Source organism: Nitrospirillum amazonense (assembly GCF_029594735.1).
GTDB classification, from domain to species: Bacteria; Pseudomonadota; Alphaproteobacteria; order Azospirillales; family Azospirillaceae; genus Nitrospirillum; species Nitrospirillum amazonense.
This window is the reverse complement of record NZ_JARPAF010000001.1, coordinates 1102305-1122274: the sequence shown is the minus strand read 5'-3', so window position 1 is coordinate 1122274 and position 19970 is coordinate 1102305. Positions and strand designations below refer to the sequence as shown.

13 protein-coding genes are annotated in these 19970 nt (G+C 67.8%); 5 read left to right on the top strand and 8 right to left on the bottom strand.

All coding sequences use genetic code 11. The features are described from left to right. Nucleotides 1-10: 10 nt before the first annotated feature. From P5F91_RS04525 to P5F91_RS04515, 3 genes are all read right to left on the bottom strand, one after another. Complete coding sequence (locus tag P5F91_RS04525; protein ID WP_277906641.1) at nt 11-829, bottom strand: hypothetical protein; 819 nt, start codon at nt 827-829, stop codon at nt 11-13. Nucleotides 830-1103: 274 nt separating this feature from the next. Beyond that, nucleotides 1104-5438 carry a beta strand repeat-containing protein gene (locus P5F91_RS04520; protein WP_277906640.1) on the bottom strand — a complete coding sequence of 1445 codons (4335 nt, stop codon included), beginning with the start codon at nt 5436-5438 and terminating at the stop codon, nt 1104-1106. A gap of 279 nt (nt 5439-5717) precedes the next feature. After that, complete coding sequence (locus P5F91_RS04515) at nt 5718-7433, bottom strand: thiamine pyrophosphate-dependent enzyme (RefSeq protein WP_277906639.1); 1716 nt, start codon at nt 7431-7433, stop codon at nt 5718-5720. A 232-nt stretch (nt 7434-7665) separates the two neighbouring features. Here P5F91_RS04515 and P5F91_RS04510 point away from each other — a divergent pair, with 232 nt between their 5' ends. Both P5F91_RS04510 and P5F91_RS04505 read left to right on the top strand, forming a co-directional pair. Beyond that, on the top strand, nt 7666-9291 hold the full coding sequence (locus tag P5F91_RS04510) for a fumarate hydratase (RefSeq protein ID WP_145612312.1): 1626 nt from the start codon (nt 7666-7668) through the stop codon (nt 9289-9291). Between the two features lie 256 nt (nt 9292-9547). Then, nucleotides 9548-11161: an EAL domain-containing protein gene (locus P5F91_RS04505; RefSeq protein ID WP_277906638.1), complete on the top strand. Its 1614-nt coding sequence runs from the start codon at nt 9548-9550 to the stop codon at nt 11159-11161. A 73-nt stretch (nt 11162-11234) separates the two neighbouring features. Here the strand turns inward: P5F91_RS04505 and P5F91_RS04500 are convergent, their stop codons facing one another. From P5F91_RS04500 to P5F91_RS04490, 3 genes are all read right to left on the bottom strand, one after another. After that, nucleotides 11235-12299, bottom strand: a complete 1065-nt coding sequence (locus tag P5F91_RS04500) for an HD domain-containing phosphohydrolase (protein ID WP_277906637.1) — start codon at nt 12297-12299, stop codon at nt 11235-11237. Beyond that, a complete protein-coding gene (locus P5F91_RS04495; RefSeq protein WP_186454855.1) occupies nt 12289-14352 on the bottom strand; it encodes a hybrid sensor histidine kinase/response regulator in 2064 nt (687 codons plus the stop codon). The genes P5F91_RS04500 and P5F91_RS04495 overlap by 11 nt, the downstream gene beginning before the upstream one ends. Before the next feature lie 311 nt (nt 14353-14663). After that, nucleotides 14664-15185: a DUF4870 family protein gene (locus P5F91_RS04490; RefSeq protein WP_277906636.1), complete on the bottom strand. Its 522-nt coding sequence runs from the start codon at nt 15183-15185 to the stop codon at nt 14664-14666. A 170-nt stretch (nt 15186-15355) separates the two neighbouring features. Here P5F91_RS04490 and P5F91_RS04485 point away from each other — a divergent pair, with 170 nt between their 5' ends. Continuing rightward, the gene (locus P5F91_RS04485) at nt 15356-16396 is read left to right on the top strand and encodes a Gfo/Idh/MocA family oxidoreductase (RefSeq protein WP_277906635.1); all 1041 of its coding nucleotides are present in this window, start codon (nt 15356-15358) and stop codon (nt 16394-16396) included. A 101-nt stretch (nt 16397-16497) separates the two neighbouring features. On the opposite strand, the gene P5F91_RS04480 is transcribed toward P5F91_RS04485, so the two are convergent. After that, nucleotides 16498-16920 carry an organic hydroperoxide resistance protein gene (locus P5F91_RS04480; RefSeq protein WP_088875190.1) on the bottom strand — a complete coding sequence of 141 codons (423 nt, stop codon included), beginning with the start codon at nt 16918-16920 and terminating at the stop codon, nt 16498-16500. A gap of 236 nt (nt 16921-17156) precedes the next feature. On the opposite strand from P5F91_RS04480, the gene P5F91_RS04475 reads away from it, so the two are divergent. Then, the gene (locus P5F91_RS04475; RefSeq protein ID WP_145612306.1) at nt 17157-17678 is read left to right on the top strand and encodes a MarR family winged helix-turn-helix transcriptional regulator; all 522 of its coding nucleotides are present in this window, start codon (nt 17157-17159) and stop codon (nt 17676-17678) included. 3 nt (nt 17679-17681) lie between these two features. Here the strand turns inward: P5F91_RS04475 and P5F91_RS04470 are convergent, their stop codons facing one another. Further along, a complete protein-coding gene (locus P5F91_RS04470; RefSeq protein ID WP_277906634.1) occupies nt 17682-18545 on the bottom strand; it encodes a LysR family transcriptional regulator in 864 nt (287 codons plus the stop codon). Nucleotides 18546-18699: 154 nt separating this feature from the next. On the opposite strand from P5F91_RS04470, the gene P5F91_RS04465 reads away from it, so the two are divergent. Beyond that, a complete protein-coding gene (locus tag P5F91_RS04465; RefSeq protein WP_277906633.1) occupies nt 18700-19731 on the top strand; it encodes a zinc-binding alcohol dehydrogenase family protein in 1032 nt (343 codons plus the stop codon). The last annotated feature ends 239 nt before the right edge of the window (nt 19732-19970 follow it).

Here is a 19970-nt window from a genome sequence, read left to right as displayed (position 1 = left end):
CGGGACCGTTTTAAGGCGCGCCGAAGCTCTGCCGCATGTGCAGGGAGATGCTGCTGCGCTGCAGGACGCCGGTTTCCCAGGGGTCCATGGAGTAAAGGCCCTCCAGGTAGGCCTTGTCCGCCGCGCTCAGGGTTGCGGTCTTCTGGTCGTCCGCGCAATTGGCCGCGAACAGGTCCAGAATGCTGGGCAGGTCGCCGCACTGGCCTAGGACCTTGGGCTGAGCCAGCGCCAGGACGCCCAGGTAATCCGCAACTGCGCCCAGTTTCAGGCCCAGGATCCGGTCGGTGTTCACCACCATCAGGACGTGGGTCAGAACCGGGCGCAGGCCGCCGGTGGAAAGCCGGCTGCCCAGACCGCCGCCCAAGCTCATCTGGTAGGGATCGTCGATGGCGGTCAGGATGCCGTTGCTGGTGGAGGTGACATACCAGGCCTGGATGGGTCTGGTGACCTGGGACAGCGCCTTGGCCTGGTGCACGAAATGATAGCCCAGCAGCCGGGGATATTTATCCGCCACCGCGTCCATGAGCCTCTGCGGCTGGTCGGTGAAAAAGATGTCCACGTTGGTTTTGCAGGATGCGCGAGAGGTCGGCGCCCCGACGGCTTGCGCAATGGCGCGGATGCGCGTGGTGATGAAGGCGCTGATATCCGCCGGGACGTTCTGCACCTGTGGACATACCGCCCTGTCCCAACGGGCGATCTGGTCGCTGTACGGCGCGCGCTTCCCATGGTCCCGCACGAAATCGCCGATGATTTCCTGCAGTCTTTCTGTCTTCAGGCGCATACCGGTGACCACGACGGTCTCGGCGGTGTCCGCATCGTTTTCCGGCACCCCGGCCCCCGGGACAATGGCGTCCCCGGCTGGGGGTGAGCCCCCACCGGATTGGGCCAGGGCCAAGGGTGGCGGCACTGCCAGCCCAAGCACCAGGGCGAAGGCGATCGCGTTGCGCCGCCTGTTCCCTTGGCCATGCCCCATAGCCGCCTCCCGATCCGCCACAACCGTTCCCTGGTCACAAGGCTAGGCGCAACGCGGGATAGCAGCAATGGCCTATTTTCTCGGAAAAGGCTGGGTCGGCGCCCCTTGCCCAGGCGCCGGCCCGCCAGGGTCAGAACCCGGTGCCCCCGATCTGGGCGGTGGAGCCACCGACGATGGTGCCGGTGGTGATGGTGCCGGCGCCGGCGCTGTTGACGATGGTGCCGCTGGTGTGTTGGTAGCCGATCAGCAGGCCGGCATAGTTCGGCGGGTTGCTGGTCAGGATGTCGCTGACACTGCCGCTGTTCACCACCGTGCCGCTGTTGTTGCCGATGAGGCCACCGACGAAGCTGAGGCCCGAGACGGTGCCGCTGCTGCGGCTGTCGGTGACCGTGCCCGCGTTGATGCCCACCAAGCCGCCGACCGAATTGTCGGTCTGGGCGTTGACGTTGCCGGTGGCGTAGCTGTGGCTGATCAGGCCGTTGTTCCTGCCCACCAGGCCACCGATCGCGCCGCTTTCCGGGGCGTTGAAGACATCGCCGGTGGCGTAGCTGTCGGTGATGGTGCCGTCATTGCTGCCCACCAGTCCGCCGACCTCCCCATCCCGCCCGCCGGAGGAGACGGTGCCACCGGCGTGGCTGGCGGCGACCAAGCCCAAATTCTCACCCACCAGGCCACCCACGGCGTCACCCCGGGCGCTGCCCAGCACGGTGCCCAGGGCGTAGCTGTTGGTGACCGTGCCGCTGTTGGATCCCACCAAGCCGCCCAGGCCATAGCTACCGTAGCCGCTGTCCCTGATGGCGCCGGTGGCGTAGCTGTTGCTGACCAGGTCCAGGTTTTGTCCCACCAGGCCGCCGACATAGACGCCGGCATAGCCGGGGAAGGTGGTGACGCCGGCCACCGTGTCGCTGATGGTGCCGGTGGCATGGCTGTCGCTGATGGTGCCGCTGTTGACGCCTGCCAGTCCGCCGACGCGATAGTTGGCGTTGATGTCGCCGCTGGCCCAACTGCGGCGGATTTCCCCGCTGTTCAACCCGACCAGCCCGCCGACGGTGCCGGACGTCTGCGCGATGATGGCGCTGGTGGCGGAACTGTCGGTGATGGTGCCGCTGTTCGATCCCGCCAGGCCCCCGATCATCAGACCACCGGTGCCGGCGCCGCCGGCCACGGTGATGGTGGCGCCGGCCTGGTCGCCGCCCAGCAGCCCGCTGTTGGCGCCAACCAGCCCACCCACCCCTTGGGCCAGGGTGCCGGTGTTGACCAGGCCGGTGGCGTAGCTGCTGGTGATGGTGCCGCCGTTGGTTCCGGCCAGTCCGCCGGCCCCGGTGACGCTGTTGCCCACTGTCACGGCGCCCAGGGCGAAGCTGTGGTTGACCAGGCCGTCGTTCTGGCCTACCAGCCCGCCGACGCCGCTGACGCTGTTCCCGACCTGCACGGCGCCGGTTGCATAGGCGTCGGTGATGGTGCCGGCGTTGCCGCCTACCAGGCCGCCCAGGGCTTGGCCCCGGTTACCGGCCGTCACCCGGCCGGTGGCATAGCTCTGCCCAATCGTCCCGCCGCTGTTGAGGCCGACCAGTCCGCCGATGTCGGTCCCGGCCACCAGGCCGCTGTCGTCGCGGGCGGTGACGGCGCCGTTGGCGTGGCTGGTGGTGATGATGCCGTAGTTCACGCCGGCCAGGCCGCCGGTCCCGCTGACGCCCTCCACGGCGCCGGTGGCGTAGCTGTCTGTGACCGCGCCCCTGTTGTAGGCGACCAGGCCGCCCACCGTCTGCGGCCCGGCGATGGTGCCGGCGAAGCGGGCAATGACGCTGCCGGTGGCGTGGCTGGCGCTGATGGTGCCGTAGTTGTAGGCCACCAGACCGCCCAAATTGCCGGTGCCGCCGACGTCGCCGGTGGCGTAGCTGCTGGCGATGGTGCCGTATGTGCCGTTGGTGTTGACCAGGCCAGCGGCGTTGGTGACGGCGTCGCCGGCATGGCTGCCGGTGATCAGGGCGGCGTTCACCCCCACCAGGCCGGCCACGCCGTTGCCCAAGGTGCCGCCGGCGGCGTAGGAATTGGTGATGGCGCCCAGCTGGTTCAGCCCCACCAGGCCGCCCCAGCCGGCGCTGTAGGCGCTGTCCGCCACGGTGACGGTGGCCGCCGAATAGCTGTCGATGATGGTGCCGGCAAGGGAGACGGGCGGCGGCCAGTGCGGATCGAACAGCCGGATGAAACCGTTCTGGCCGACCAGCCCGCCCACCTGGCTGGCGCTGGGACCCGCGGCGACGGTGCCTAGTGAGAAGCTGCTGAAGATGCGGCCCTGGTTGTCGCCCACCAGCCCACCGACGTTGGCGGACAGGCTGCCGGTCGTCACCCGGTTCACGGTGTAGCTGTCGAGGATGGTGCCGCTGTTGCCGCCGGCCAGGCCGCCGATGCCACTGCCGGGCATGGGGGGCGGCGTGATGTTGAGGACGGTGCCGTCGTCCGGCAGGTCGTTGTCGCCACCGGTGCGGGTGCCCGCCGTCACGCTGCCCAGGGCATAGCTGGCGCTGATCAGACCGTCGTTCTGGCCCACCAGGCCGCCGATGCGGGTGGTGTGGTCGCCGGCGCTGACCGCCACGGCGGCGTGGCTTGAGGCAATCGTGCCCGCGTTGGTGCCGGCCAGCCCCCCAACCCGTTCCGACCATAGGCTGGTCAGCGCGATGGTGCCCGTGACCTGGCTATTGGTGATGGTGCCGGCGTTCCAGCCGGCGATGCCGCCCACATTCTGGGTGCCGCTGGCAATGACCGCCGACAGCGACACGTCGTTCAGCGTGCCGGAATTGCCGCCGAACAGGCCGACATAGCTGAAGCCGCTGCCACCCACGGTCAGGTTGGCGATGCCGTGGCCCAGGCCCTGGAAGGCGCCGGAGAAGGGCGTGGCGCCATCGCCCACGGCGGTGTAGGCGAAGCCGGACATGTCCAAATCGGCGTTCAGGGCGTAGTGGCCGCCCAGGTCGCCGGCCATGGCCTGCAACTGCGCAGGATTGTTGACCAGGGTGTAGGCCTGGCCCTGGATGGACAGGCCGTCGCCCGGGGCGGCCAGCGTGACCTTGGCGCCCTGGTTCACGTCCAGGCCGCCGCTGCCCCCCTGGGCGGGGTTCAGGGTCAGCCCGGCGGCCGTGGTGCCGCCGTGGCGGATGTCGGCGCTGACGGTGATGTCGCGGTAGGCGTTCAGGGTCAGGCTGTTGGGTCCGGTCCAGGCGATGGCGCCCGCCACCAGGATGTCGCCGTTTCCACTGCCGGTGGACCCGGTCTGCAGGGTGACGTTGGTGGTGGCCAGGGCCGTTTCCACCGTGCCGCTGCTGACGGCGCCGGGGCCGCCGGGGCCCACGATCAGGTCGGCGGGGTCCAGCAGCCAGGTGCCGGTGTGGCCGCGCCGGGCGGTGGTGTCGACATGGATGTCGGTGATGGACAGGGTGGCGCCTGAGGTCTCGATGGTGCCGCCATCGCCGCCGGCAGCACCCGCCTTGGCGCTCAGGGTGCCGGCGACGGTGGTCACGCCATCCGACTTCAGGCGGATGGTGCCGCCGTCACCCGCGCCCGCGCCATCGGCGGCGATGGTGCCGCCGCTGTCGATCCCGGTCGATGCCTCCAGCGTCACGACGCCGCCGTGGCTGGTCAATGCGCTCGCCTCGATCACGCCGGTGTTGTTGATGACGCCGCCCAGCAAGGCGTCGGCCGACTTTGCAGCCAGCACGACCTGCCCATCGGACGCCGCGATCATCTGGTGGTTCACGATCAGCGTGCGGATGGCGGCCGGATCAACCGCCACGCTGACACTTCCTTTATCGCCCTTTGGATCAAAGGTCAGCGTCACTTTCTCACCCGCCGCCAACACCACGCTGCCCAGCTTGGCGGTGATGACGCCGTCGTTGATCACCTCTGGCGCCAGCAGGCCGACATAGCCGCCGCTGGCCGCCGTCAGCGCGCCCTGGTTGGCGACCGTGGCGGTGCTGCCGTTGCGCTGGAAGGTGTAGGTGCCCGCCATGAAGTCCTGGTTGGCGATATCCAGGGTGGAGGCGACCAGGCCGCCGACGTTGACGCTGGCGCCCCGGCCGAAGGTGATGCCGGCGGGGTTGACGATGAAGATCTGCCCGTTGGCCGTCAGCTTGCCCAGGATGTCCGAGGGAATGCCGCTCAGCACCCGGTTCAGCGCCGCCGAGGCCGGGCCCGGCTGGTGGAAGGTGACACCGGCGTTGCCACCGATGCTGAAGTCCTGCCAGGTGATGACGGCGCGCGGGCTGGTCTGGTTGACCGTCATGGCGGCGCCCGACTGGCTGATGCTGGCGCTACCCGCCGCCACGCTGCCACCGGTCGGCAGGGTGGTGGGGGCGGTGTCGGCGTGGCCCGCCGCCGGCCACAGGGCGGCGGAGGCCAGCAGCAACAGGCGCAGGCGGGCGATCCGGTTCAGGCGCGTGGATACGGGGCGGAGACGCAGGTCGCTCATGGCGAATCCCTCGGGGTTCCTCCCGCCTGGTGCCGCCGGCGGGCTGACGCGGGGGAGGACGCCGTGGGCGTGGGGCCGGACAGGCGCGCGTGCGACAACCGCGCTGGCAAAGCCAGCGTGGTCGGAAATCGGGTCGCTTTTCAAAGAGGGCGCGGGGTGGCGCGGCTGGTGGCGGTGGCCTTTTTTACGGCGTGGCTCCCTGCCTGCGATAGTAGTCGCGCGGCCACCGGCCGGCCTGTGACCAACCGGTGGCAATCAACCTTTGGCTGCGCGCCCGGATCAGGGGCGCACCGCCCCCTCCAGCAATTCCAGCACCTCCCCGCCCCGACCGGCCAGGATGCCCTTGGCGGAATAGAGGGCGGTGCCCACCACCTGGGCCATTTCCACCTTGGGCGGCATCACCAGCTCATAGCGGTCGACCTTCACATCCAGAAGGGCCGGGCCGGGGGTGGACAGCCAGTCGCGCACGGCGTTGTCCAGATCCTGTGGCCGTTCCACGCGGCGCCCCCAAAGGCCAATGGCCTCCGCCACCCGGGCGAAATCGGGATTCTTCAGGTCGGTATAGGTATCCAGCAGGCCTTCCACCTTCTGTTCCAGTTCCACGAAGCCCAGCGAGCCGTTGTTGTAGACCACCACCTTGATGGGCAGGTTTTCCTGCACCGTGGTCAGCAGGTCGCCCATCAGCATGGCCAGGCCGCCGTCGCCGGAGAGGGAGATGACCTGCCGGCCGGGGAAGGCGGCCTGGGCGCCCAGGGCCTGGGGCATGGCGTTGGCCATGGTGCCATGGCTGAGGCTGACGACGGTGCGGTTTTGGCCCGTGGCCGGCACATGGCGTAGGCACCACACCATGGGCGACCCGCCGTCGGCGGTGAATACGGCGTCGGCTGCGGCGTGGCGCGCCACCGTCTCCGTCAGGTATTGCGGGTGAATGGTGTCGCCCTCGCCGGCCACGGCGCGCTTCTCCAGCTTGGCCTCGGCCTTGGCGGCATGGTCCAGCGCCGCGTTCAGGAAGGTGCGGTCCTCACGCGGGGTCAGGCGAGGCAGCAGCGCCTCCAGTGTCGGCGCGACATCGCCCACCACGCCCAGATCCACGGGGTGGCGACGGCCCAGGTGGGCGCCGTCGATGTCCACCTGGATGATGGTGGCCTTCTGCGGATAGTACTGCCGCCAGGCGAAGTCGCAGCCCAGCAGCAGCAGCGTGTCGCAGTCCATCAGCGCCTGATAGCCGCCGGCCGTGCCGAAGATGCCGGTCATGCCCACGTCATAGGGGTTGGCCGGCTCCAGGAAGTCCTTGGCGCGGGAGGTGCGCGCCACCGGCGCCTGCAATCGTTCCGCTATCGCAACGACCTGGTCATGGGCATTTTCGCATCCCGCTCCGCCATAGATGGCGATCTTGCCGCCGGCGTTCAGAAGCTCGGCCATGCGGTCCAGCTCGCCCTCGCTGGGACGCACGACCGGCCGTGTGCGATGGGCGGTGAAGGCGGGCTCCTCCGGCGCGTCGGCGCTGGAGACATCCACAGGCACGATCAGCACGGCCACCCCGCGCTTGGTCAGCGCCGCCTGGGCCGCCATGGCGGTCATGCGCCGCGCCTGCGTGGGGGTGCGGATCTCCTCGCAAAAGACGCTGGCGGCCTTGTACACCGCCTTGAAGTCGACCTCCTGGGGGAAGTCGAAGCCCAGCTCATCCCGCGTGATCTGGCTGGCGATCAGCACCACGGGGGCGCGGTTGCGATGGCTTTCATACAGGCCGTTGATGAAGTGCAGGCCGCCCGGTCCGCAGGATCCCGCGCACAACGCCAGTTCGCCCGTCAGCAGGGCGTCGGCCCCGGCTGCCATGGCGCCCGCCTCTTCATGGCGTACATGGACCCAGCGCATCTCGCTGCGGCGGATGGCGTCGGTGACGTGGTTCAGGGTGTCACCCGGCACGCCATAGCAACGCCGGGCGCCGGCGTCGAACAGGGTTTCCACGATGATGTCGGCGACGCTGCGGCTCATGCCTCTTCCTCCTCTATGGACGGGGCAATAACGCCGGAGGGGGGCGGGAAGGTTCCGGGTGCGGCGAAGCCGCGCACGCTGGTTGGGGTGTCAACATAAGGGGGAGGTGTTGCGCGCGGCGCAGATGACAGGGGCGGACGGGTGGCGTAAGGTCCCCGCCGGCCACGGGAGCCGCCCGTGACCAGGGCCCGCCGGAACGCACCGGCCGGGCCGGATTATCGGGAGAGCCCCAATGCCAGACGTCGGCGGTGAAAGCCGGGAGTTCACGCTGTTCCCCGTGGCCAAGGACGCCACCAGCTACCGCAAGCTGACCAGCGACTACGTGTCGACCACGACCTTCGACGGGGAAGAGGTCCTGAAGGTCGAGCCCGAGGGCCTGCGCCTGCTGGCCGAACAGGCCTTCATCGACATCAACCACCTGCTGCGCCCCGGCCACCTGGCCCAGCTGCGCGCCATCCTGGATGATGCCGAGGCGTCGCCCAACGACCGCTTCGTGGCGCTGGACCTGCTGAAGAACGCCTCCATCGCCGCCTCCGGCATCCTGCCCATGTGCCAGGACACCGGCACGGCCATCATCATGGGCAAGAAGGGCCGCCGCGTCTGGACCAAGGGCGGTGACGAGACCGCGCTCGGCAGCGGCGTGCTGGACGCCTACGCCAAGCGCAACCTGCGCTACAGCCAGGTGGCGCCGCTGTCGATGTACGAGGAAAAGAACACCCGCACCAACCTGCCGGCGCAGGTGGACATCTACGCCGAGGGTGACGACGCCTATAAGTTCCTGTTCATGGCCAAGGGCGGCGGCTCGGCCAACAAGACCTTCCTGTTCCAGGCCACGCCGTCGGTGCTGGCGCCCGACCGGCTGCTGCCCTTCCTGGAAGAGAAGATCAAGTCGCTGGGCACCTCGGCCTGCCCGCCCTACCACCTGGCTATCGTCATCGGCGGCACCAGCGCCGAAATGAACCTGAAGACGGTGAAGCTGGCCTCGGCCCGCTATTACGACGGCCTGCCCACCCAGGGCTCGGAAAGCGGCCACGCCTTCCGAGACCTGGAGATGGAGGCCGCCGTCCACAAGCTGAGCCAGACCATGGGCATCGGCGCGCAGTTCGGCGGCAAGTACTTCTGCCACGACGTGCGGGTCATCCGCCTGCCGCGCCACGGCGCCTCGCTGCCCATCGGCATCGGCGTCTCCTGCTCGGCCGACCGCCAGGCGCTGGCCAAGATCACCCGCGACGGCATCTTCCTGGAGGAGCTGGAGCACGATCCCGCCCGCTTCCTGCCGGAGATCGACGACAGCCAATTGGCGGGCGAGGTGGTGAAGATCGACCTCAACCGCCCCATGTCGGAAATCCGTGAGACCCTGTCGCGGTACCCCATCCGCACCCGCGTCTCCCTGACCGGCCCCCTGATCGTGGCCCGTGACAGCGCCCACGCCCGCCTGCGCGCGGGCCTGGAGGCGGGACAGCCGTTGCCCGACTATTTCAAGAACCACCCCATCTATTACGCCGGCCCGGCCAAGACGCCGACGGGCTATGCCTCCGGCTCCTTCGGGCCCACCACGGCCGGCCGCATGGATAGCTTCGTTGACCAGTTCCAGGCGGCGGGTGGTTCCTTCGTCATGCTGGCCAAGGGCAACCGCAGCCCGGCGGTGCGCGATGCCTGCAAGAAGCACGGCGGCTTCTATCTGGGCAGCATCGGCGGTGCCGCCGCGCGCCTGGCCCAGGACTGCATCAAGAAGGTGGAATGCATTGCCTTCGAAGATCTGGGCATGGAAGCCATCTGGCGCATCGAGGTGGAGGACTTCCCCGCCTTCATCGTCATCGATGACAAGGGCAACGACTTCTTCCAGGAATTCACCTGAATCCGGAAAAGGGTTTCGGCCCGAGGTGCGCGACTTGAAGAAGGCCGGTCCCGTCGGGATCGGCCTTTTTCTTTGGACAGTGCAAACCCGGGCGGCCGCCCGGGCGTTATGGGTGAAGCCATGGCATCGACCCCGGATTGAAGTTACGGGCGGTCCCACCATTATGCGTATGCCCATCGGGCGGTCTTAGCCTTTTCTTAACCACGCGCCTTCTAAGGTGGCGAGATTGGATCGGGACAGCATGGAGGCAGTTGCCATGCCGGGATTGTTGAGCCGCATCATCGCCTGGTTTTCGGAAGAGCCGGCGCCTGGCGCCGGGCGTGGCATGATGGTTCCCAATCCCGACGCCGCCCTTGATCTGGACGCCGGCGGCTTGGGCCCGGAGGAGGTTGTCTTCCGTCAGCGTCTCAAGGCCGTGCTGGGGCCGCGCAAGGCCGCCGCCGCCGGCTGTGTCCAGTTCGTCGGCCTGGAAAGCCTGAAGGAAAGGCTGGGGCCGCGCTGGAATGGGGTACAGGCCCGGGTGCACGGCATGATCGAGAAGCTGTTGCGTCAGAACCTGACGGCGGATGACGTCTTTTACGGCTACGGCACCGAGACCTACGTGGTCGTCTTCGCCCGGCTGAACCCCATCCAGGCCGGCCTTGTGTGCGCCAAGGTGATGCAGGAGCTGCAGCGCCTGCTGTTGGGCGAGCCGGACCTTGCCAGCATTGTCGTGCGCACGGCCGCGCGCGAGGCCTCGGGCGACCTGGTGCTGAAGCCCGAGCGGCTGGCTGACCTGCTGGCCAGGATGGTGGCGCACGTCCAACAAACAGCGCCGTTGGCGCCGGCCGGCGGCGCCGCCGAAACGCCGGAACAGCCGCCGTCCTCGGGCCGCTCCCCGGCGCCTCAGCCATCGTCGCAAGCCCTTCTTTCGCAATCTCCCCCTTCGCAGTCTTTGTTGTCGCAGGCCCCCCTGTCGCAGGCCCCCTTTTCGCAGGCCCAGGCCGCGGCCGCGCTGGCCGAGGTTGGGCGGGGACAGGCCGTGGCCGCCGCCGCCGTCGCCGCGACCAAGGGCGGCGATGATGACCCCTGGGCCCATTTGCGCCCGGTACTGGGCCCGCTGGAGGTGGTGTACCGCCCCGTGTGGGACGTGCGGGGCCAGGCGCTCAGCCTTTACATCGCCAGTCCCCGCCGCCAGCGGGTGGGGGGGCGCCATCATGTTTATGGCTATGACACGCTGACACCGCCGGCCGGCGGTGTCGCCTCCGTCGGCACCGCCAACGGATTGCAGGAAATCCTGGATCTGGATCGTGAGACCCTGCGGCAGGCGGTGGATGCCTATCTGGAGCTGTACGATAACCGCTTCCGCTATTATCTGGCCCTGCCGGTGCATTTCGAGACGCTGGCGGGAACCGGCCGCCGCCGCGCCTATCTGGATCTGGCCAGCCATGTCCCTGCCCATCTGCGACCCTTCATCACCTACCAGCTGATGGGCGTGCCGGATGGTGTGCCGGTGGGCCGGCTGACGGAGCTGGTCAGTGCCCTGCGGCCCATGGGCCGGGGCGTGACGATTTGCGCGGACGTGTCATCCCAGGCCCAAGCCACCTTCGCCGCTGCGGGCGTGAAGGGGGTGAACGTCTCCCTTGGCGGCTCCATCCCGCGCGGCCGGCTGATCCAGGATCTCTATCTCGCGGGGGCGGAGGCCCGCCGTCGCGGGCTCCATATCCTGGTCGACGGCATCGACACGCCGGAGATGGAACAGGTGGCGGAAGAAGCGGGCTGCACCTTCATGACGGGCGACCTGATCGGCCCGTGGGTGGATTTCCCGGGCCATGCCACCCGGCTGTCACGCTCCGACGTTCTCGATCAAGCCATGCCGCTGGATCGCTGAGCATGGCCGGCTCTGGCCCGCCAACGGCGCGGCCCCGGCAAATGGTGCGGACGGTGCCGCGCCGGCGGGGGCGTCACACCCCGACCTCCACCCGCAGCGCCAGCAACTCGTCCAGGTTGGACAGGACCAGATCGACCAGTACCGGGTCGAAGTGGCGGCCGGACTGGGCGCGCAGGTGGTCCGAGACCTGTCCCGCCGTCCAAGGCTCTTTATAGGGACGGCGGGACAGCAGGGCGTCGAACACGTCGGCCACGGCGACGATGCGGCCGGACAGCGGAATGGCCTCGCCCGCCAGGCCCTGAGGATAACCGCTGCCGTCCCACTTTTCATGATGGGAGACCGCGATTTCGGCCGCCAGATCCAGGACGGGAATCTTGCTGCCTCTCAGGATGCCGGCGCCGGCGTCGGCGTGGGTCTTCATCACCTGCCATTCCGGATCACTCAGCTTTCCGGGCTTCAGCAGGATGGCGTCGGGAATGGCGACCTTGCCGATATCGTGCAGGGGGGCGGCGCTGGCCAGCAGCTCGGCGTCCGGCTCAAGCCAGCCGGCCAGGCGGGCGATGCGGCCGGAGAGGGCGCCGATGCGGTTGACGTGGCGGCCGGTCTCGTCATCGCGGAACTCTCCCACGGCGCACAGGCGCCGCACCACCTCCAGGTGGGTGTGCTCCAGGTCGCGCGTGCGCTGGGCCACGGCCGCCTCAAGGCGGCTGGCCTGGGCTTCCTTGTCCCGCAGCAGCATCTGCAGTTCCAGCAGGTTCTGCACGCGGGCCAGCATCTCCCATAAGGCGAAGGGCTTGGAAATGAAGTCCCGGGCGCCGGCTTCCAGCGCCGTGCGGCGGGTCTGCTCATCGCCTTGCGCCGTCACCACCAAAATGGGCGGGCGCAGGCCCGGACTCAGCGCATGGGCGGCGCGGATGAAGGCGGGACCATCCATGCCGGGCATGCGGAAGTCCAGCAGGATGAGGTCCGGCGCCAGGGAACCGTACAGCGCCAGGCCCTCACGCGGGTTGCAGGTGCCCGTGATGTTGGTATAGCCGGCCGCGGCCAGCACGCCCTCCATCAGTTCTACATTGGCGGCGAGGTCGTCCACCACCAGGATGCGGGCGTTCTTGACCAGGTCGGTGGCGTCAAACGGCATCGACCGGCTCCATCGCGTCGGCCAAGGCCTCCATGAACTCCTGCACGTTCAAAGGCTTGGTCAGGTACCGGCGGAATCCGGCGCGCAGGCCTTTCTCAATTTCGCGGGGCAGGGCGTTGGCGCTCAGGGCCAGGACGGGAATGTCGCGGGTCTCCTCCCGGTCCTGCAGCCGGGCCAACACGTCGAAGCCGCTCATACCCGGCAGGTTGATGTCCAGCACAATAACGTCGGGCTGATGGCCCATGGCCAGATCCAGGCCCGTCACCGGGTCGGCGGCGATCAGCAGCTTGGTGTCCGGCACGGTGTCCATCAGGTCGCGCATCAGCTGGATGTTGGACGGGTTGTCCTCGACATACAGCATGGTGCGGGGCCGGGTCTGCGCCAGCGGGTTGTTTTCGGCACCGGGCGCCCGCGGTTCGGGGATCACGTTCAGGGCTACCGGCAGGCTGACGGTGAAGGTGCTGCCCTCACCCAGCACGCTGGCCACTTCGATCGTGCCGTCCATGGCCGACAGCAGCCGGCGGGTGATGGTCAGGCCGATGCCCGTGCCCGGAATGTCGCTGTATTCCTGGCCCAGGCGGTTGAAGGGCTGGAACAGGTCGCCCAGCTTGTCCGGCGCGATGCCCTCGCCCGTGTCCTGCACCGACAGCGACAGCCGGCCTGGCGTGGAGGCCGCGCCCAAAGTGATGCGCACGGTGCCGCCGGGGCGGTTATACTTCACGGCGTTGGACAGCAGGTTGCTGACAACCTGGATCAGACGGGTGCGGTCGGCCAGGACGGGCGGGGCCGCTTCGGGCAAAACGGCGGCGATGGCCACCCGCGCCTTTTCCGCCACCGGCTGCAAGGCGTTCAGTACATCCTCCACCACCAGGCGGGGATCCACCGGTTCCAGCGACAGCGTCAGTTGCCCGGCCTCGATGCGGGCCAGGTCCAGCACCTCATCGATCAGACGCAGCAGGTGGTTGCCGTTCTTAACGATCTGCTGAACGCCCCGTTCCTGCTTGGGCGTCATCGGCTCGCGCGCCTTGTTGTATTCCATCAGTTGGGCGAAGCCGAGGACGGCGTTCAGCGGCGTGCGCAGTTCATGGCTCATGCTGGCCAGGAACTCGGACTTGGCCTGGTTGGCGGCCTCGGCCCGGCTGCGGGCGGCGGCCAGGTCGCGTGTACGCTCCGCCACCGCTTCCTCCAATCCCTCGCGCACGCGCAGCAGTTCCTCCTCCGCCCGCCGGCGCTCCTCCACCTCAGCCTCCAAGGCGCGGTTGGCCGCCTTCAGGCGCTGGGCCTCACGCTCGGCGGCGGCGTTCAGACGGCGATCGGCGAACGCGGTCACCAGTGCCAGCATCAGCAGGCCATAGGTGGCGCCGGCGACAATGATGGCCAGCGGCCCGCGATCCACGTCCGCCGGGGCGGGGGCCAGAGGGTCCAGGGTCAGCACCGTGGCCGTCATGCCGGTGTAGTGCATGCCGCAGATGGCGACACCCATGATCAGGGCGGCCAGCGCGCGGTGCCAGCCGTGCTTCAGGCTGACGGAAAGCATCAGGGCCACCGTGGCGGCGGCCATGGCGACCAGGACGGACAGGGCGAACAGGCCCGGGCGATAGGCGATCCGGCCCGGCACCTCCATCGCGGCCATGCCGGTGTAATGCATGGCGGCGATGCCCAGACCCACCACCGTGCCGGCCAGCGTGAAACGGGTGACGCTGTTGCGGCCGTGGCGAACCGCTTCCAGGCCCAAGGCGACGAAAACGATGGCGGTCAGCAGTGACGCCAGGGTCAGCGTGGGCTCCCACGCGACGGGCAAGGCCACCTGGAAGGCCAGCATGCCGATGAAATGCATGGCCCAGATGCCGCCGCCAAGCGCACTGGCGGCGCCCAACTGCCAAGCTAGGCGGGAACGGCCGGTCGAACCGGTCATGCGTTCCGCCATGTTCAGGGCGACGAAGGAGGCGAAGACGGCGGTCAAGTATGACAGCAGCACCAGCCACGGGTTGTGGCTGAAGGCGATGCCCTGATCATCGGTGCTGAAGCATAAACCGGGGAAAACCACCCGCATAGACATGCCCCCAAGTATTCCGCGTGGCCAAGTGTTCCCCGTGGCGACACGGACGGCAGGCGCCGAAACCCACCCCCCGGCGCCTCATGTTCTTGGCGAAACCACCCGGCTGCGACCGATGGTTTGCCAGAAAAACATTAAGGACTATACCATCGTGCCGGTGGGGCACCATGCTTTGAAATGCGTTATTGCCTGGGAACAGTATATAAAGCGTTACCGCCGTCGGCGATCACGGGGGTCGTGACCGGATACGGTCTGTGCGCCACCCGTCGGCCTGCGTCGCCACGGCCGGGCTGGCGGCCATTCGTCGTTTATATCACCCAGCCTTGGGGGTTCAGGATGGGCTTGGCGTCAATGGCACGGGTCAGGGCCACCACCACCCGGACGACGGCCCAGATGCTGCCGATAAACAGGGTGATGAATTCCATGCCAACCACCCGTAGTGCCAGGGCGCAAAGGGTGAATAGCGCGCAGATCCAGAAGGTGCGGATGGCGAAGGTCATGTGGCCTTCGTAAATGGTGCCCGCGAAGTCCGGCCGCTTGATGTAGGCCATGACCAAGCCCAGCGGAAACGCCCCGACCAAATAGAGCAAATGAACAAAGATGGACCACAGCCTGGCTTTGTCGCCTTGGGTGGGCGCGGTGGGGGTGGGCGCGGTGGCGGGGATCCCGGCAAAGCTCATCACGCGTCCTTTGGGATTGGGTGAATACAAAATTAGGACTTCGGAACAGGAATTCGGAAATATGGCTTCTGAATAGGCATTCGATGAAGGCGCTAATTGATCGCCGTCAGTCCAGTATCGATACGTGCGGTGCCTTCTCGGAAAAGTCATATAGGGTCATCGTGCTTGCGCGCCACCAAATTTGAGAATTTTGATTGGAAATTATGGGTTAGGTTGCGATGTTAATTCATTAATAGGCAATTTTGTTTGATCTTATGGCGTTGGATACTGTAAATCGCTGGTTAATGTAATGTTTCCGCCCTTAAGGAGGAGCGTAGACGATGATTGGCACCGCCCTGTGCGCCTACGGCCTGTCCGGCCGGGTGTTCCATGCCCCCCTTATTCTGGCGGAGCCAGCCCTGGCGCTGCGCGCCATCCTGCGACGCTCCGGCGCCGATGGGACAGAGCCGGCCGGGGCCTGCGTGGTGGCGGACTTCCAGGCCATCCTGGACGACCCGGTCGTTGAGCTGGTGGTGGTTAACACCCCCAACGCCCTGCATTTCCCCATGGCCCAGGCGGCGCTTGCGGCGGGCAAGCATGTGGTGCTGGAAAAACCCATGACCATCACCCTGGAAGAGGGGCGCCAACTGATGGCCCAGGCCAAGGCGGCGGGCCGCCTGCTGGCCGTGTTCCACAACAAGCGCCTGGACGCCGAATACCTGACCCTGGGCCGTCACCTGGCCGCCGGCGACCTGGGCCGGCTGGTGGAGGTGGAATGGCACTACGACCGCTACCGCGCTCACGTGACGCACAAGGCCTGGAAGGAGGATGAGCAGCCGGGTGCCGGCACCTGGTTTGACCTGGGCGTCCACCTCGCGGACGGCATGCTGCGCCAGTTCGGCCGTCCTCTGTCGGTGATGGCGGAGATGCGCTCCCTACGCCGGGCGGAGGGGGCGACCGATTATTTCGACGTTCGCTTCCGCTATGCCGACCACCGGGTCATCCTGCGGTCCAGCACCTATGTGCGCGAGCCGGGGCCGGTGCTGGTGGCCCATGGCGACAAGGGGTCCCTGGTCATTCCCAAGGGCGACGTCCAAGAGGCGCAAATGGCCGCCGGCGTGAAGCCCGGCGACGCGGGCTGGGCCGTGGTGACCACCCCCGCCCTGCTGCATACCGAGCGCGCCGGCGCGGTGGTGCGGGAAGAGGTGGCGCTTGAGGCCGGCCGCTACCAGGACTTTTACCGCAACGTGGCGGACGCTCTGGCCGCCCGGGCCCCTCTGGCCTTTGGGCCGGGGCCGGCCTTCGAGGCCTTGGCCCTGGTCCATCGCGCCATCGAGGCGGCGCGCCAACCTGGTCTGTCCTGTGATATCGCCTACGAATAGGCGAGCAACCGGTTAGTGGAATGGGAAAGGCCGGCATCGTGATCAGGCGACGCCGGCCTTTCCTTCAAGGCGCCGGGAGGGGGCCGGCGCTTGAAAGCCTCTTAGGCGACGTTCAGGCGAACGTCCAGGTTACCGCGGGTGGCGTGGGAGTAGGGGCACACGATGTGGGCCTGCTGGACCAGGCTGTTGGCGGTTTCGGCGTCGATGCCCGGCAGCGTGATGGTCAGGGCGACGTCCAGGCCGAAGCCGGTACCATCCTCACGCGGGCCGATGCCCACCTGGGCGCTGACGGTGGCATTCTCCGGCACCTTCACCTTGGCCTTGCCGGCCACGAACTTCAGAGCACCCAGGAAGCAGGCGGAATAACCCGCGGCGAACAGCTGCTCCGGATTGGTGCCATTGCCGCCGGCGCCGCCCAGTTCCTTAGGCGTGGTCAGCTTGACGTCCAGGATGCCGTCAACGGACTTGGCCTGGCCCTCACGGCCACCGGTGGCGGTAGCGGAAGTGGTGTAGAGGATGGGCATGATCATCTCCGTGGTTTCAACTGGTTGGATTAACTTTTGGGGCCGGTCCCGCCGGGCTTCGGCTGGGTCATCGGCGCCGGTGAGGCAAGAATTGCGCGATAACGAATTGTGCGCAATTTGTTAGTTGGCATAGTCACTATGCGCAAATCGATTGCGCGCAATTCGTGACGGGATGCTAGCCTGCCGTGGACTGGCCCCCATTTCCCTGGGGCCACTGGACAAGTGAGGGCGTCATCATGGCCCAAGACCATCAGGACACCACGCACCAAGGTATGGGCGCCGCCGGGGCCGGCAAGGGCCCGTCGGACAAGGTCGCCTTGCTGAGCAACCAGCTGTGCTTCAGCATCTATTCCGCCGCCCATCTGTTCAACCGCACCTATAAGCCGCTGCTGGACCGGCTGGGCCTGACCTATCCGCAGTACCTGGTGATGCTGGTGCTGTGGTCCGGGGACGGGCTGACGGTGAAGGCCATCGGCGAACAGATGGATTTGGATTCCGGCACCTTGACGCCCTTGCTGAAGCGGCTGGAGGCGGCGGGCCTTGTCAGCCGTCAGCGCGACCCACAGAACGAGCGCCTGGTGCGCGTCACCCTGACCGGGGCTGGCCGCGCATTGCAGGATCACCTGGGTACGGTGCAGGAGGCCATCCTGTGCGCCACCGGGCTCAACCTGGACGGCCTGAAGGCGCTGAAGGCCCAGGTGGATGAACTGCGCGCCGGCTTGGCGGCCAATCTGGGCCCGGCGGGCCAGGACGGTTGAAGCCTAGCGGGACATCGCCTGCGCCATGTGATCGAGAAATGCGCGGATACGGGGCGTGCGCTGGGCATCACGATGCACGCCGGCCCAGATTTCGCGCGGCGGGGCCGGGGTCGGCGTGTCCACGGCCACCAATCCACGTGCCTGGGCCATGACATGGGGCAGGGCGGCCAGCCCCGCGCCGCCAGCGCAGGCTACGGCCTGCAGGTCGCGGCTGTTGGTCCTAAGGGCGTGCCGCGCGTCATGCGCCAGGGCCAACAGCCAGGGCAGATCACCCAAGCCGCCGAAGCTTTCGTTCATCAGGATCAGGCTGTGGCCGGCGGCCCCGCTGGTGAAATTCGGTGTGCCGTGCCGCGCGAGATACGCCGGCGCCGCATAAAGACCGAAGCCCACCGTGGCCACCCGGCGCTGCGCGATCTCATTCTGGTCGAAGCGGTGGAAGCGGAAGGCGACGTCCGCCTCCCGCCGGGTCAGGCTGTACAGCCGGGCGTCGGTCACCAGCTCCACAGTGATGCCGGGGTGGGCGCCGTGGAAACGCGCCAGATGGGGGCCCAGCAGCCACTGTCCCACCCATTCCGGCGACGTGGCGCGCACCGCGCCCTCCAGCCCCACGTCCAGGCCGGTGGCGGCCCGTTCCGCCGCCAGCGCCTCGGTCTCCATGCGCTCCGCCCCGGCCACCAGGCCTGTGCCCGCTTCGGTCGGGACGTAGCCGGTCGGCGTGCGCTGGAACAGGCGGGTGCCCAGCCGGGTCTCCAACGCCTCCAGCCGCCGTCCCACCGTGGGCTGGCTGACGCCCAATTGGCGGGCGGCGCCTGACAGGGTGCCGTGCCGGGCGATGGCCAGGAAATAACGCAGGTCGTCCCAATCCATCGGCTTTTCCCATCGATAGCTATTCATAATTGAATAGCGTGTCTTTGATCCTGTCAATTGATGATCAGAACGGAATAGGGAATTTTGGGGGAGTGCACGCCGCCGCTGATGGTGGCATTCGCCCTCAACCCCTTGGTCAACAAGGTGCCTCATCATGAAAGCCGTCGGTTACTATCAGAACCAAGCCATCGACCAGGCCGACAGTCTGGTGGATCTGGAGCTTCCCATCCCCGTGGCTACCGGCCGGGACCTGCTGGTGCGGGTGGACGCCATCTCGGTCAACCCCGTGGATACCAAGGTTCGACGCAACGCCGCCCCGGTGGACGGCGCCGCGCGCATCCTGGGTTGGGACGCCGTGGGCACGGTGGTCGCAATCGGGCCGGAGGCGACGCTGTTCAAGGTTGGCGACGCCGTGTTCTACGCCGGCGCGCTGGAACGCCCCGGCACCAACGCCGAATTCCATCTGGTCGATGAACGCCTCGTAGGCCCAAAGCCCACCAGCCTGACGGCGGCGGAGGCTGCGGCCCTGCCGCTGACCAGCATCACGGCCTGGGAAATGCTGTTCGACCGGATGGGCGTGGCGCGGTTGCCGGCCGGCGCCGGGAATGACGGCACGGCCGGCGTGCTGCTGATCGTGGGCGGTGCCGGCGGCGTCGGCTCCATCGCCACCCAATTGGCACGGCGGCTGACCGGTCTGACGGTCATCGCCACGGCCTCGCGTCCCGAAACGCGGGACTGGAGCTTGGCCATGGGCGCCCATCACGTCATCGACCATCGCCAACCGCTGGAACCCCAGGTGCGGGCCATCGCGGTCGGCGGCGCCACCCATGTCATGAGCCTGACGGCGACGGAGCAGCACTTCCCCGCCATCGCCGCCCTGATGGCGCCGCAGGGCAAGCTGGCGCTGATCGACGATCCGGCCCAGCCGCTGGACATCACCCTGCTGAAGCGCAAGAGCATCTCCCTGCATTGGGAGTTCATGTACACCCGCTCCATGTTCCAGACGCCGGACATGATCGCCCAGCATGAGCTGCTGCGTGAGGTCTCGCGCCTGGTGGATGCGGGCGTGCTGCGCACGACAATTACCCAGGATTTGGGGGTGATCAGCGCTGCCAACCTGCGCCGGGCCCATGCCGTGGTCGAAAGCGGCACGGCCCGGGGCAAGCTGGTGCTATCCGGCTTCTAAGCGGGCTAGGGCAAGCTGCGATCAGCCATCATCGCGGCTTGCTCTTAACCTGTGCATGATAGAGCGGATTTACACGATCAGGTGACTCCACCTGATCGCGTTCCGCTCTAGGGCTGGCCTGGGGCGCGCCTCGGGCCAGCCGGGTTCCCATAACCATCCCTTATTCCAGAAGGAGGCCGGCGATGCACCGGGTCCCCACGCGGCGGAGCATTGCCCACCGCATCCTTGACGGGTTTATC